At 43.8% G+C, this 14,942-nt stretch carries 14 protein-coding genes; 6 read left to right on the top strand and 8 right to left on the bottom strand.

Annotated features, from left to right (window positions below; translation table 11 throughout):
- The first annotated feature begins 39 nt into the window (after positions 1 to 39).
- The gene (locus QUA01_RS23325; protein ID WP_333091690.1) at positions 40 to 720 is read left to right on the top strand and encodes an HAD family hydrolase; all 681 of its coding nucleotides are present in this window, start codon (positions 40 to 42) and stop codon (positions 718 to 720) included.
- A 31-nt stretch (positions 721 to 751) separates the two neighbouring features.
- Here QUA01_RS23325 and QUA01_RS23320 read toward each other — a convergent pair whose 3' ends face one another.
- Positions 752 to 1,912, bottom strand: a complete 1,161-nt coding sequence (locus QUA01_RS23320) for an AAA family ATPase (protein ID WP_333091688.1) — start codon at positions 1,910 to 1,912, stop codon at positions 752 to 754.
- A 15-nt stretch (positions 1,913 to 1,927) separates the two neighbouring features.
- A complete protein-coding gene (locus QUA01_RS23315; protein WP_333091686.1) occupies positions 1,928 to 2,716 on the bottom strand; it encodes an RNA ligase family protein in 789 nt (262 codons plus the stop codon).
- A gap of 144 nt (positions 2,717 to 2,860) precedes the next feature.
- Here QUA01_RS23315 and QUA01_RS23310 point away from each other — a divergent pair, with 144 nt between their 5' ends.
- Together QUA01_RS23310 and QUA01_RS23305 are read left to right on the top strand one after the other, a co-directional pair.
- Positions 2,861 to 3,730 (top strand): prohibitin family protein, encoded by an 870-nt coding sequence (locus tag QUA01_RS23310; RefSeq protein ID WP_333091685.1) that lies wholly within the window; start codon positions 2,861 to 2,863, stop codon positions 3,728 to 3,730.
- Positions 3,731 to 3,915: 185 nt separating this feature from the next.
- Entirely contained in the window at positions 3,916 to 4,335 is a 420-nt protein-coding gene (locus tag QUA01_RS23305) for a peptidylprolyl isomerase (protein WP_333091684.1), read from the top strand.
- A 433-nt stretch (positions 4,336 to 4,768) separates the two neighbouring features.
- On the opposite strand, the gene yhdJ is transcribed toward QUA01_RS23305, so the two are convergent.
- Together yhdJ and QUA01_RS23295 are read right to left on the bottom strand one after the other, a co-directional pair.
- Positions 4,769 to 5,620 carry an adenine-specific DNA-methyltransferase gene (gene yhdJ / locus QUA01_RS23300; protein WP_333091682.1) on the bottom strand — a complete coding sequence of 284 codons (852 nt, stop codon included), beginning with the start codon at positions 5,618 to 5,620 and terminating at the stop codon, positions 4,769 to 4,771.
- Positions 5,621 to 5,686: 66 nt separating this feature from the next.
- Complete coding sequence (locus QUA01_RS23295) at positions 5,687 to 6,811, bottom strand: THUMP domain-containing class I SAM-dependent RNA methyltransferase (RefSeq protein WP_333091680.1); 1,125 nt, start codon at positions 6,809 to 6,811, stop codon at positions 5,687 to 5,689.
- 421 nt (positions 6,812 to 7,232) lie between these two features.
- On the opposite strand from QUA01_RS23295, the gene QUA01_RS23290 reads away from it, so the two are divergent.
- The 3 genes from QUA01_RS23290 (at position 7,233) to QUA01_RS23280 (ending at position 9,956) form a co-directional block, all read left to right on the top strand.
- Positions 7,233 to 7,415, top strand: a complete 183-nt coding sequence (locus tag QUA01_RS23290; RefSeq protein WP_194010158.1) for a hypothetical protein — start codon at positions 7,233 to 7,235, stop codon at positions 7,413 to 7,415.
- 166 nt (positions 7,416 to 7,581) lie between these two features.
- On the top strand, positions 7,582 to 8,730 hold the full coding sequence (locus QUA01_RS23285) for a cupin domain-containing protein (RefSeq protein ID WP_333091679.1): 1,149 nt from the start codon (positions 7,582 to 7,584) through the stop codon (positions 8,728 to 8,730).
- A gap of 152 nt (positions 8,731 to 8,882) precedes the next feature.
- Positions 8,883 to 9,956 carry a sucrase ferredoxin gene (locus tag QUA01_RS23280; RefSeq protein WP_333091678.1) on the top strand — a complete coding sequence of 358 codons (1,074 nt, stop codon included), beginning with the start codon at positions 8,883 to 8,885 and terminating at the stop codon, positions 9,954 to 9,956.
- Here QUA01_RS23280 and QUA01_RS23275 read toward each other — a convergent pair whose 3' ends face one another.
- The 4 genes from QUA01_RS23275 to QUA01_RS23260 form a co-directional block, all read right to left on the bottom strand.
- A complete protein-coding gene (locus QUA01_RS23275) occupies positions 9,957 to 10,391 on the bottom strand; it encodes a GNAT family N-acetyltransferase (protein WP_333091676.1) in 435 nt (144 codons plus the stop codon).
- A 147-nt stretch (positions 10,392 to 10,538) separates the two neighbouring features.
- Entirely contained in the window at positions 10,539 to 11,885 is a 1,347-nt protein-coding gene (locus QUA01_RS23270; protein WP_333091674.1) for a TldD/PmbA family protein, read from the bottom strand.
- Between the two features lie 95 nt (positions 11,886 to 11,980).
- Entirely contained in the window at positions 11,981 to 13,468 is a 1,488-nt protein-coding gene (locus QUA01_RS23265) for a TldD/PmbA family protein (RefSeq protein ID WP_333091672.1), read from the bottom strand.
- A 165-nt stretch (positions 13,469 to 13,633) separates the two neighbouring features.
- Entirely contained in the window at positions 13,634 to 14,938 is a 1,305-nt protein-coding gene (locus QUA01_RS23260) for an aspartate aminotransferase family protein (RefSeq protein WP_333091670.1), read from the bottom strand.
- Positions 14,939 to 14,942: the final 4 nt, after the last annotated feature.

Raw genomic sequence — 14,942 nt, 5'->3', positions numbered from 1 at the left:
TTTTTTACAAAAATTATCGTCAATAACAGCAAATAACCTATGAAATTGCAAGCAGTAATTCTCGATGTTGACGGCACTCTCGTGCTCAGCAATGATTCCCACGCTCAAGCTTGGATAGAGGCATTTGCGGCTTTCGGCTACGACGTGCCGTTCGAGAAAATTCGCCCGCTAATTGGTATGGGCGGCGACAAAGTTATACCCAAAATGGTATCAGGACTTTCTGAGGAAGAAGGCGACGGGAAAAAAATTGCACAGAGACGCAAAGAATTGATTATTAACCGTTTTTCATCTACTCTCGCTCCTGCACCAGGTTCGCGGGAATTGGTGTTAAAAATGCAGCAAGAAAAACTGCGGCTAATTATTGCTACTTCAGCTACCGCCGATGAACTTTCGGGTTTGCTCAAAGCTGCACAAGTTGACGATTTGCTCGATGAAGCGACAACTTCTAGCGATGTGGAAGCTTCTAAACCGGAACCGGATATTGTGGAAGCTGCTTTGAGCAAGTTGCAGGTGAAAGCGAGTCAGGTTGTGATGTTAGCTGATACTCCTTACGATATCGAAGCTGCAAGCAAGTGCGGGGTGCCGCTAATTGCTTTTCGCTGCGGAGGTTTCGATGATGCTTCGCTTGCTGGTGCTGCGGAAATTTACGATAGCCCTGCTGATTTGTTGGCGCATTATCAGGATTCTATTTTAGGGAAAAAGCCTTTGTCAGCCAGTTGATGGAATAGAGGCGAGGGCGGGTGGATTGCTTCTATGAAGCGCCGCCCACAATCCATTCTACCTGATGCGCTTCGGTGCGATCGGGAATATCCAGGCGATCGGCTAATTTGTGAATGATCGCTTCTGGTACTGCTGCTGTGCGCGATCGATTCCGCCGCCATATTTCCTCCAAGGGAACTTCGAGGTAAACAATCCGAATGCGCGCTTTGTAAGCAGCAAACAAATCAATCAATTGCTGCCGCATTTGTTTAGTTGTATTAGTGGCATTCCACACAAAAGAAGTTCCCGATCGCAAATATTCCTTAGCTCTTTGTTTTGCTGTATCTACAACAACACTTTGATTTTTATGTGGCGGTACATCCATCTCCAATCTCAGCGCATCTAAGGAAATCACAGGCCAATGGGGGAGGTTTTCTTCAATCCAATAATCTTTGCCACTTCCTGGCAATCCCGACATCAAAACAACTTCGCATTTGGTATCATCAAACATTTCAGCATCTGGGTTGCCGTTCTCTTTGCGGAAGTAGATAAATCCGCTGTGGGCGGAGGGGAATTGTCGCGGAGAATTCAAGCAATTATTTTCTTGACAAAACTCCCGAAATAGTTGTATTTTATCGAGCAATTCTTGTTTGTCGCCGCACTCTCGCCCGCGCACGTCTGCTTCGGCCAAAAGTGCGAGGAAATCGCAGCGAACAACTTGACTAACTTTAATTACAGACTGCTGGGGGTTGGGTTTGTCGATCAGCCAGATGGGTAAACTGCCGAATTGGACGATCGCACAAACAGTCTCGCGAATCTCAAACTGCACTGGTGGCTCGAATTGAGATAAAATTTTTCTCACCATTCTCGCACCTTGGCGGGCGTGACCTTTTGAGCTAATTCTGCCGTCGGCTTCTATTTTTGTAAAAGCCGGTTTTGCGACATCGTGCAGCAAAGCAGCCGCAAAAAGTATCGATCGTTCTTCATCGGGAAGTTGCCGCCAATTTGGAGAAGAGATTAAGGCTTCGCAGACCATTTTGGTGTGAATTAAAACATCTCCCTCAGCGTGATAAATCGGGTCTTGCTGACATCCTTCTAAGTTTTGAATCCAATCAAAATGATTTTGAATGCTGTCCCAATCCAGGAACCAATCGGGCGGTTCTGGACAAAAGGGAAAAGTCCAAGTTGGCGAGGGCGATAATAGTGTATTCATAAATTCACCTGCAGGTTAACTAAAATTAAATAAATCTGTGCCGGGACGCAGAATATTGGGTACAATCGGCCGGTTGAGCCAATGTCCCTCCGCATTTTTAATCGCGGTCAAAAAGCTGGCACGCACGTATTTGTAACGCGCCTTTACTATGCCATCTTCTTCGACTTTAATGTATAGACCCTCCATGCGATCGCTCTTATCAGTTTCTTTCAAACACCGATCCTCATCCCATCCCAATTCCCGACACTGCAAAACTAACCGTTCCAAATGTCCCGGCAAAATAAAATTAGATTTATCCATCAACTGCATCATTTGCTTCGGCGATTTCAAAACTCCTGAAAACAGCACGGGAACTGATACTAACGGCAATCCGCTTAACAACTGGCGGCGGGCTTCCGTGCTCAAAAATTGATTTTTTTCTAAGTCCAGCACGTCGTATTCCATAAAATAGTGCGGCAAAAAATCATAAAAAACAGTGTGTTTGGCATAAAGCCATTCGCCGTACAAAATATAACGATTTCCCAGCACTTTTCCCAGAGTTCCGCTGAGACTGAAACCCCACTGTTTGAACAAATTAAAATGTTTTTCTCTCGGCCCGCCGGTGAGATAGTGGCCGCGGCTTTGCAGCAGCATTTGCCCGTCTGGTGCGAAGCTGATGCCCGTATTTGCGCCGTCTACCTTTTCTTCGATGATTAAAGGGCGATCGGCAATAGCGCTAAACGGCACGCTGTCAAGGTCTTCGTCACCAGGCCCGAAACGCGAACCTTCGATATGATAAGTTCTGGGATATTTAATAATTGCCATAATCAACCGATTTTAGATTTTAGATTTTGGATTTTTAAGGCGAAACCATCCATTTTATATTTTATATTTTATATTTTATATTTTTAGAGGCGCATTCATTCAATTAAGCATTATAATAGATTTATCACAAAGGAGCGTGTTAAATTGAAAAATCAAAATTTCCAGAGCCTATCATCAGCACTCGCTGGCATTCTATTAGTAGTCGCGCTGCTCCTCGGCTTCAACTCTTTTGTTGTCATCAATCCAGGTGAAGCAGGAGTAGTTAGCATTTTAGGAAAAGCCACAGATGGAGCCTTGTTAGAGGGATTTCACTTCAGACCACCGCTGATATCTAAGGTAGATGTGTACGACGTAACCGTGCAAAAATTTGAAGTGCCCGCCCAGAGTGCGACTAAAGACCTTCAGGATTTAAATGCGAGTTTTGCCATCAACTTTCGCCTCGATCCTACGAGAATAGTTGATGTTAGAAGAACTCAGGGAACCTTGGAAAATATAGTATCAAAAATTATTGCTCCGCAGACCCAAGAAGCATTTAAAACAGCAGCAGCTTTGAGAACCGCCGAACAATCTATTACTCAAAGAAGCGAACTGAAAAAAGACTTTGATGCTGCACTGAAGGAACGGCTGTCAAAATATGATGTAATCGTGCTTGACACCAGCGTTGTCAACATTCGATTCTCCACAGATTTTGCCAAAGCAGTTGAAGAGAAACAGGTTGCCGAACAGCGGGCGCAAAGGGCTGTGTATGTTGCTCAAGAGGCCGAACAACAAGCTCAAGCTGACATTAACCGCGCTCAAGGTAGGGCAGAAGCTCAAAGACTTTTGGCTGAAACTTTGAAGGCTCAGGGCGGCGATTTGGTGCTGCAAAAAGAGGCTATCGAAGCTTGGAGAAACGGTGGCGCTCAGATGCCTAAAGTGCTGGTTATGGGCGGCGGTTCGAGTCGGGTTCCTTTCATTTTCAATATGAATGATTTTGAGGAAGAAACCAATCGCCCAAATGTTACCAACAATTAAAATATGACTGACGGTAACAAACCCGGTTGCCTCAAAAAGCGCGCAGAAGTCCTACGAGAGTTGTTCGAGTATGCTACACTTCTGAAAGTCAAAATATAGCGACAGCTTAAAACCTGTCGCTATAAAAGCGAAGTCCGCAATTAAAAAGCGGGCAGTACAGTCATTTTAGGAAGCAAGGAGAAATCATGACCCGCGCTATTATGGAAACCGACAAAGGTACTATCAACTTGGAACTGTTCGATGCAGATGCGCCGAATACAGTGAAGAATTTTGTTGACTTGGCGGAAAAAGGTTTTTATGACGGACTATTGTTTCATCGAGTCATTCCTAACTTTATGATTCAAGGTGGCTGTCCCAAAGGTAATGGAACTGCCGGCCCAGGCTACAAAATTAAGTGTGAAATCAACTCGCATAAACATTTGGCAGGAACTTTATCGATGGCTCACGCAGGCCGCGATACAGGTGGCAGCCAATTCTTTATTTGCCATTCTCCCCAGTCTCATTTGGATGGAGTTCACACAACTTTTGGGCAAACAGATGATATGTCTGTCGTGAATGCAATCCGCCAAGGCGACAAGATTATTTCACTCAAAATCGAGCATTAATTTTCAGTAATTAGTGGCGTTTGTAGTAAGGACTTTCGTCCTTATTGCAAACAATTAGGATAAACTCACAAGTGGGAAAATATTTTTTAAATTCTTCATTCATCTTATGGTTAAAGCCATGATTTTGAAGCTTTTGCTCGAATGGTAATTCACGCTGTATCTTAGAAAGATTCGTATAAACTGCACCTTCACAATCAGAATACATTCCTGTCTGATGAAAGTTTTTCACACAATAGTCTTCAATTAAAATATAGATAGCGTATAAGTTGGCAAAACTTCCTCTGGATTTTTAACCTCTATTTGCAGATTTAGTTTAGTCTTGATACTCAAATATACAATTAGCTGGCTTTCGTAAAATATTTTTTTCCAACTTCGCCAAAATTATCCTATAAAAATTTATTAATTATTTTTGTGAATTCATATTCCATTTTGCTCAGAGTTGTAAGTTTAATGTTAGCTGCTTTGGCGAATTTTCACCGGAGTTGACTTCAGACATCACATCCTCTTCACTATTATCTGCGGTAATTCCCAGCCTCCGCAATCCTATTTCTAGGTACTTTTCTTGGAATTCTATGCCAATTGACTTTCTCTTAAGCTGTTTGGCAACAAATGATGTTGTAAAAGTCCCTGAAAATATATCTAGTACAACGTCGCCCTCATTACTACTTGCTTTGATAATTCTTTCTAACAACAATGTTGGTTTTTGAGTAGGATGCTCCTCATACTCAGGCATACGATATCTAACTCTCGAAAACTCCCAGACGTTACCTGGAACTTTTTGAGAATTATATACTGATGGTGTAGACTTGCGATAGTCAATTAGTTTTCTCACAGCTCCGGTTTTTGCCTCTACCAGAATATCTGAGGAATTAAATGTATAATTTCTTTTGTCTTTGACGCAATATAAAATCGGTTCGTACAGAGAACCATAATATTTTTTTGCTTGTACGCCCGAACTGTCATAATACCACACTATTCTAGCAAGAACTGTTAAGCGATCGCGCAAATACAAATCAAAGTATGGCATACTTTGAGTAGATGCCATCAGATACAAACTGCCGTTATGCTTGAGTTTATTAATACATAAATTCAACCATTTATAACTCCATTCTAAATAATCGCTTTCTAATTCCCATTTGTCTTTAAAACCATTAAAATTTTTGCCGATATTATAGGGAGGATCGGCAAAAATTAAATCAATAGAGTTGTCTTTTACTTGACTTTCCAGCACTTCTAAGACATCTCCTAAAAAGAGCTTGTGTCCGTCAATTTCAAAAAAATTCATTCATCCTAACCTGTTCCAATTACTATTAGCTTGTACCAAGGGCAAAAAAAGATATTTTACACATATTCAATACAGTTCATACTTGAGCAAAGTACAGGGAATCGAGCCATTGAAAACCGGAATCCGCTTTGATGTCCTGAGTCCAACTTGTTTCCCCAACTCCTTATTTCCAGTCAAAATAAACGCATTCCAACCTTTAAAACGCTGTTTGAAAATATCGCCCAACATCTTATAAAGTTCTCCCAATTCGCTAGCATCTCCGAGGCGCTCTCCGTAGGGAGGGTTGCAAATCAAAACGCCTCTGTCTGTGGGTGCTTCCAACTCGGATAACTCGGTACGAGCAAACTTAATTTTACCGGCAATACCTGCTTGCTGCGCGTTAGTGCGAGCTTGATCTAACATATCAGAATCGCGATCGCACCCTGCAATCATTTCTGGAAGCTCTGGCAATTCGCTGCTCTCTGCTTCGGCCCACAATTTATCCCACAAAGGCTCGTCAAAGTCCCGCCACGTCATAAATCCAAACTTTTCTCGAAACAATCCCGGTGCAATATTCAAGGCTTTTAAACTCGCTTCCAAAGGCAAAGTTCCCGAACCACACATCGGGTCTAAAAACGGCAAATCTGGTGTCCATTCTGCCATTTCTAACAACGCCGCAGCGAGGGTTTCTTTGAGAGGAGCAAGCCCCATTGCCGGCCGGTATCCCCGCCGGTGCAAACTGCCACCAGAGCTGTCTAAACTCAAAATAGCGCGGTCTCGATGGATGTGAAGGTTAATTAGTAAGTCGGGACTTTCGACATCAACACTGGAACGTTTGTTAAATTGGTGGCGCTGTTGGTCGGCGATCGCATTTTTGACCTGCAAAGCTGTAAAGTGTGTGTGGTTCAACTTATCGTTGCCACCTGTACAGTTGACTGCTAAGGTATTATCAGGATTTAGATATTCGTCCCAAGGGATTTTCTGCACTTCGCGGTACAGCATATTTGAGTCGTAACACCGGAATTCGGCTATGGGAACAAGCACTCGAAAAATTGTTCTCGACCACAGATTGACGCGGTACAATAAAGCGCGATCGCCCGCAAAGTAAACTCCTGTAAAATCGGGCTTGACATCCTGCGCGCCTAGGCGTTCTAATTCTTGGGCGGCAATTGTTTCTAAACCGCGCGCAACTGTAGCAAAATATTGATTCATTGATGATTGGTAATTGGGAATGGAGAATTGGGAATTGGTTGTTCTGATCGCCCTTCATTTAGATAGTAGCTCGTTTTCATCCTAACTCTCACAAACAATACTCTACCTTAAGGTAGATGCTGGAAATCAAAAAACTGCTATTCTACAGGATAATTTCTCAACAGGCGATCACCCGCCTAGTCCTGTAGTCAAAAGGGCGAAAAGGGCGATCGGCCTTTTCGCTCAAACTCCAGAATCTAGCAGCAGAGCGGATTCACGCTTAATTATCACCAGCGCGAGCAACTGCTGCGAATTAGCCAAGTATTCTATTTATTGAAAAAAATTCTTAACTACTTGCACAGTTTATTAACTTCATGTTACGCTTTTAGTCAAAGTTGAGAATTCAAACCCTAACGTCACAGTCAGGGAAAATTTCAGCTAAATGGGTGTAATACAACAATTAGAGGCCATTATGTCAAAGCAAATCAACGGATCGGCTCTCAAACTGTCCCGCGCTAGCAAAATCCAAGTAGAAGTCAAGGAAATTGCCAAGCACGCCACAGCTAAAAACATCTCTTCTACCCTCAATGTTGATGCCGATGGTAGCGATGTTACCAACGAGTAATTGCAGGTTTTTCCGTTAGACTTCGCCTCCCCAAACAAGAAGTAATAGATTTTATTTTTTGATATCGGGAAGTCTGGAATAATTGAGGACAAGCGCAAAGTGTTGTCCTCAATTATTTAATTGCTAAAAGCTTATTGATAATATTTATCGTTTATTTTTAAAGTTTATGCGATCGCTCGCCAATCTCCTCAAACCATACAATCTCGAAGATTTTCTCAATAACAACTGGACAAACAAAGCAGTTGCGATTAAAAGCGAAGGCAAAAAAGACTTTGCACACCTATTTTCCTGGGAAAAACTCAACCACCTGCTCAACTTTTACCAATTAAAATATCCCGACATTCGCTTAGCAGTAGAAGGAAAAGTTCTCGACGAAAGCGAAAACGCCAATCTCATCAAATTGTGCCAATCGGGAGCAACTTTAATTATCAATCAAGTCCACAAACTAATACCAGAAATAGCTGAATTTGCAGCAGAATTTAAAGCAGACTTGGGTTATGGAAACCAAGTAAATGCCTACTGTTCTTGGCCGGAAAAACAGGGTTTTTCCTCCCACTACGACACCCACGAAGTTTTTATCTTGCAGACAGACGGAATCAAACAGTGGTACGTTTTTGCTGACACAATTAAATACCCGCTGACAGACCAAAAATCCTCGACTTTTTCGCCGCCAGAAACCCCACCCTATTTAACCTGCACCTTGCACCCCGGCGACGTGCTTTACATACCGCGCGGACATTGGCATTATGCAGTTGCTTCCGACGAACCGTCGCTGCATTTAACATTAGGAATTCACTGCAAAACAGGAATAGACTTGTTAGAATGGTTGGTGGGCGAATTGCGACAACAATCAGAGTGGCGGCAAAGTTTACCGCTGCGAATAAATCAAGATTCAATCGATACAAGTGTAAATAATTTAATTGCCCAATTGCAGGGCTACGCAAACAGTAAAAATCTGGGAGAAGAGTACAGCAGCTACCTCGACAGTTTAGCAAAACCTGTGGCGAAATATTCTCTCCCTTCTCAAGCAGGGTTCAACATTTTTCCCTACGGCATTCAAACTAAATATAGAATTCCCAAATTTCAGCGGGTGAGAATTCGCGAATTGCCTGACGGGGACGGATACAAAATCGTTGTGGGAGGCAAAGAAGTATCTCTCAAAGGAGTAACTGATAAATTTACGGAGAATCTATTCAGTACAGAATTTTTTACAGGAGAAGATGTGATGGATTGGTTGCCGGATTGTGATTGGGAAATAGATGTAATGCCGCTTTTGTCGAGGCTAGTTGTTGAAGGAATTATTTTTGTTAGTTAAAACTATAGAAGAGTAATATAGCCTTTCAAGCTCTCATATGAGGTACTATTCGGCATAGGGCATAGGGCTATCCTCACCACGCTTGAGAACCGCTATAACTGCGATAATTTTGTTATTAAAATAGTAATTTATGAGACACAATGAGGTATAACATGACGAATAGTTTTTTTTGCGCCGATACTTCTAAATGCGTTGAAGAGGATATTATTGGTAGCGGTACTAATTACCAAACCTATGTATTAATTGAATGCTGTTTGCCTTGGGAATCAGAAGCTTTTAATTCTCAGCAAATTCCCCAGAATCTAAGGGATTTAGTGAAGGAAGTAGAGCATTCAAAGCAAAAAATTAGATTTTTGTTAATCAATAGTGAACCAACTAAATTTGCTGATAGGCGCAAAATTTTGATTTACGACAATCAAAGCCAAGATGTTTTTGGCGGTTACGAAAAACACGAATTTAATGTGAATAACATTGAAGAAGTGGCGGGAATTGTCAAAAGCTATTTAGCTGGAGAAGTCCCGGATTGCGAAGTTGAAAATAACCCACGTAGAGATATTTTGGTTTGCACTCACGGGAGTCACGATAGATGTTGCGCCAGATACGGCAATCCTTTTTATGCCCAAGCAAAAGCTGTGGTTTCCGAGTTAGAATTGAGTGATGTTCGTATTTGGAAATCTAGTCATTTTGGCGGACACCGCATGGCACCGACTGCGATTGATTTGCCTGATGGTAGATATTACGGAAATCTCGATCGCACTTCGTTCAAATCTATTCTAACGCGAACTGGTGATATCCAATGTTTGAATAAAGTTTATCGTGGTTGGGGAATTTTGCCAAACGCAATTCAGGTTTTGGAACGAGAATTAATCATCCGCTACGGTTGGGATTGGTTCAGCTACAAAGTCTCGGGCCGCATTGTTGAGAAATATCCAGAAAATGATGGTTTTGTTGCTGAATTAACTTTTGAGAAAGCGGACGGTAGTTATAGTTATCGTGCTGATTTAGTGAAAGATGAAAGCAAAAGTGTTCGACTCAAAGGTTCTTGTGGTGCTCAAAAAGAGTCGGAATTTGTCAAGTATTCTGTAGAAAATCTCCATTTTTACTCGAAGAAGGAGGAGTTAATGTTTGTAAGCTACCCCCTTTATCATTCGGCGATTGAAATCGCTTCTTGTCAAACAAAGTCCCAGCAGAGGGGGACTGAAGAATCAGGTAGGATGTGCCGGTGATTAAATTTCTAACTGCATGAATACGTGCGGAATTCCCAGGTAATCAAAAGGCTTTTCTTGTTCGGAAAATCCGAGTTTTTGGTAAAATTTAATGGCGTTAATGCGAGACATCAGTCTTACAGTTTTGAAATTATTTTCCTTGGCTTGTGCGAGCAATTTTTCCATGAGTTTAGTGCCAATTCCTTGATTTTGAAATTCAGGAAGTACGGCAATATAAGAGATGGTTCCCAATTCTGGGGATAATTCTCGAAGTCTGCCCGATGCGATAATTTGGCGATCGCATATTCCAATTAAATGCACAGCGCCATCTTCGCGATCGTCCCTTTCGCGGCCCTTTTCCATGCCTAGGGGCGATCGCAAAACCAACCACCGCTGGTAAAACATCTCTTCTAATTCTTGTGCGTTTTCAACCGGACGTATATCTATTTGAGGCATTTTTTGATTAAATTAAATTTATAAAAATACTATAGCTGTCCTTGCAGGGGTCATAATTTTTTTTACCCCCCCCCAACCCTCCCCTTAACAAGGGGAGGGAGTAAGAAATTCACAAATGATTTAGGATTGCAATATATATTGCGCGAGTTACAAACTGTCAGTAATACTCGTGAAATTAAAAGCTTTCACGCGCACTCCCGGTACGACAATACCGCCGTAACGTTTCACTTCGCTAACTGCATCCACATCCCGCAACATATCAGGTAAAACTTGATTGAAACGGAAATTTTTAATCGGGTAAGCAATCTTACCGTTTTCAATCCAGAAAGTACCGTCGCGAGTCATGCCGGTTACTTCCGATGTTTTCGGATTCACGTAATTTACATACCAAGCTCGACTGACAAAAATTCCCCGCTCGGTTTGAGCGATTAAATCTGCTAAACTTTGATCGGAACCTGTCATCACGATCGGGTAATAACCACCTTTTGACTCTTTGCCTTTTTGGGCGGCCCAGTAACGAGAATAAGACAAACTTTGAGGGATACCATTTTTGATGATTTCCAAATAGTTATTGTTGAATCCGTTGCCGAAAAAATTACCCGATCGCAACAAAGGATGACTTGGATCGCGCAGTACCTGCACTAACGGGCTGAAAAGTTGTTCTCCCGCGCGGTTTCCAGCGGGTTTTCCCGACTCATCGGCGATCGACATAAACGATCGCCCCTCATCCGCCGCCCGCGCATCCATAGCCCAAATTACCCACGGTAGCAAATCTGCAAACGCAGCGCCCTCAAAAATTACAGGATAAACACCAGGAGTAATTTCGCGGGGGTTGCGGGAGGCTTTCGCGCGCGAGACAACTTGTGCGGCTAATTCGGCGACTTGTAGTTCGTGGATGCCCCAAGCCGTGCTTTCCGTCCAGCTAGAACCGTCTCCAATGCGGGCTGTAAAGCCGAAATTCGCCTCTGTAGAGTGGTTGCAGGCGCGGAGTCCCGTTGACGAGGCGATCGCGTATAGCGAAGCCTCAGCGCTCAAAGTACCGGAAGCTTCCGCACCTTCGCCAGATGCGATCGCGCAAGCCTGCTGTACCATTTTTGCCCGCTCTAAAGGCGATACAGCAGCCGTTGCTTCATCAAACGCCGCCGGGGGCAAATCGTAGGTTTGAGGGGGCAACAGCGGCATCCATTCGGGGTCTGCGGGGGCAATTCGGGCGAGTTCTTCCGATCGTTTGACGGTTTGGGCGATCGCATCTTCATCAAATTCGGTAACAGCAGCAGAAGCGCTTTTGTTGCCAAAATAGCTAGTAATGTTGAGGCTAAATACAGTTTTGCTGATATTTTGGGTGATTTGATTTTCCGAGAATCGGGAAAGAGATTCTTCGCCAGTAGAAAGACTGACAAATACCTCCTCTGCTTCCGATTGTTTGACTACCTTTTCTAATAAAGATAACGCTTGGTCTTCACTTAAAATTGCTGGCGATGTTGTTACGGTCATAAGCTATAATGCTAGGAAAATTTGTTGGCTTTATTATTTATCTCAGAGCTCTCTCTCTGTGTTCTCTGCGCCCTCTGTGGTTAAATCATTCCGAATTAAGCCCTTCCCCCAATTTGAATATCTCTAACTCGCACCGGCACACAAGCATGAGTCATTTGAGCAACCTGTATCGGTTCACCTTTGCCGCACATATTAGTACCGCATTGAACCCGTTCGGAAGCCGGCCCGATTGCATCTACTTGATTCCAGAAATCCGTGCTCATTGAATGATAAGTTACATCCTTCAACATACCGACAACTTTACCTTTTTCCACCTTCCAAAAAGCATCACCGCCGAATTGAAAATTGCGCCGCTGCTGGTCAATGGAAAAACTGCCTGTACCATCAATTAAAATCCCATCTTCCGTATCAGCAATCATCTGATCCAAAGTAGCAGTATGACTGCCGCCATCCGGGCCCGGTTCCAGTCCCAAATTAGGAATTCTCACCATCGGGACGCTAGACCAACTGTCAGCGCAGGCAGAACCGTTGCTGCTGGCGCGTCCGAGGCGATAAGCTGTTTCTCTGTCAGTGAGATAATCAACTAAAATTCCATCCTTGACAACGTACCAATCTTGCGATTTTACTCCCTCATCGTCGTAACCCATTGTACCGCGACCGTGGGGTTGAGTGCGATCGCACTTGAAGTTTACCCAAGGTGCAGCGTATTGCAGCTTATTTAACTTATCAGTAGTAGCAAAACTCGTGCCAGCAAAATTCGATTCGTAGCCGTAAACCCGGTCTAATTCTGTTGGATGTCCGACGGATTCGTGGATAGTCAGAAACAAATTTGTCGGCTTGAGAATCAGGGATTTGCAAATACCAGCCGGGACTTTCGGCGCAGCGACTTTTTCAATTGCTTCGGCTGCAACTCGTTCGACTTGACTAAGCAAATCGTCTGGATTAATATGTTCGTAACCGATGTTTAGCGGCGGGCGTTCGTAACTGCGACTTTGGGCATCGCCGCCCGCAATTGCCGTACAGCCAAAACCCGGATAGCTGCGGTAGATTGTTTGTTCGATTAGCGAGCCTTCTGTGGATGCCAAAACCTTGTCTTCGCGGTTGAATGTCAAAAAAGAATAAGCTTTTTTGATGCCTCGTGATTCGTGCGCTAGCAGGCGTTCGTTGATGGTTAATAAAAGTTCGGCTTTGTCAGCAACGGGGACAGAAAAGGGGTCAATTGCGATCGAACTAATGTAAGTATCGACATATTTTTCGACTGGTACTAAGCGCACCGGTTCCTTTTGAGTCAAGCGGCTGCCTTTAGCGATTTCTACAGCCAAAGCGACGATTCTGGCAACTTCTGCAGGTGTTTTGTTGTGACTGGCGGCAAAGCCCCAAGCGCCGTCTAGCAGAACTCGCACGCCAAAACCGGAACTTACATTATCGGAGATATTGCTTAAAGATCGATCGCGCGCATACAAACCTTGCCTGCGGTAACTGCAAAAGCGCACATCACCGTATTCGCACCCAGCTTTCCGAATTAACTCTACAGCTAAATTTGCCAACTCGCTAGCAGAGATTTTTGCAGTTAACAGTACCATAGTTATTCGTCGTTCGTCGTTCGTTATGAATGATTATAGCGCTGTTTAAGGATTTGAACGAACCGCGAAGACGCAAAGAGCGCAAAGGAAGACAAGAGAGAGAGATTTTCCCGATCTTCTTCTCTCTTCCTTCGTGTCCTTAGCGCCTTCGCGGTTTATTAAATCTCACTCCAATCCCTGCAAAACCCCAGTCAAAATTTCCACAATGCGATCGATATGTTCCTGCTCAATAATCAACGGAGGCGACAAAGCAATAATATCACCAGTCGTGCGGATCAACAACCCTTTTTCAAAGCACTGCAAGAAACAATCAAAAGCCCGTTTCCCCGGCTTCCCAGGGATAGATTCCAACTCAATCCCCGCCACAAGTCCGAGATTTCGCACATCAATGACGTGGCGCACGCCCTTCAAAGAATGAACCGCATTTTCCCAATAATCAGCCAACTTATTAGCCCGTTCAAACAGCCTTTCTTCCTCATAAATATCCAGCGTCGCCAAAGCAGCAGCGCAGGCTAGGGGATGGCCGGAATAAGTATAACCGTGAAAAAGCTCGATCGCATTTTCAGGAGCATTCATAAAAGCATCATAAATTCCCTCCTTCACAAACACCGCCCCCATCGGCACAGTACCGTTAGTTATCCCCTTCGCCACCGCCACAATATCGGGAACCACCCCAAAATATTCAGTAGCAAAACTCGAACCCAGCCGCCCGAAACCCGTAATTACCTCATCAAAAATCAGCAGAATTCCGTACTTGTCGCAAATCGCCCGCAGCCGCTGCAAATAACCTTGCGGCGGAATCAAAACCCCCGTAGAACCCGCCACCGGTTCGACAATTACCGCCGCAATATTAGACGCATCATGCAAAGCCACAATCCGTTCCAATTCATCCGCCAAATGCGCGCCCCATTTCGGTTGTTTGCGGCTGAAAGCATTGTGTTCTAAATTATGAGTGTGAGGTAAATGATCCACTCCTGTCAGCAAACTGCCAAAAAACTTACGATTAGGGCCAATACCGCCGACAGAAATTCCCCCAAAACCAACGCCGTGATAACCGCGTTCCCTACCGATTAATCTTTGACGAGTTCCTTCACCTTTCGCCCGGTGATAAGCAATCGCAATTTTCAAAGCAGTGTCTACAGACTCGGAACCAGAATTAGTGAAGAAAACGCGATCGAAATTGCCCGGAATCATCTTCACCAAACGTTCCGCTAATTCAAAAGCGCCGGGGTGTCCCATCTGAAAAGGTGGGGCATAATCTAGAGTCGATACTTGCTTGTGAATTGCCTCAACAATTTTCGGGCGACAGTGCCCTGCATTCACGCACCAAAGCCCCGCAATCCCGTCGAGAATTGAGCGGTTATCATCGGTGGTAAAGTGCATATCTTTTGCCGAAACCAAGATGCGCGGATTTGCTTTAAACTGTCGGTTAGCCGTGAAAGGCATCCAATAAGCGTCCATATTTGTCATATTT

The sequence above is a fragment of the Microcoleus sp. S36a_B3 genome (genome assembly GCF_036700745.1).
Taxonomy (GTDB): Bacteria; Cyanobacteriota; Cyanobacteriia; order Cyanobacteriales; family Microcoleaceae; genus Microcoleus.
This window is presented reverse-complemented; position numbering and strand designations above follow the sequence as displayed.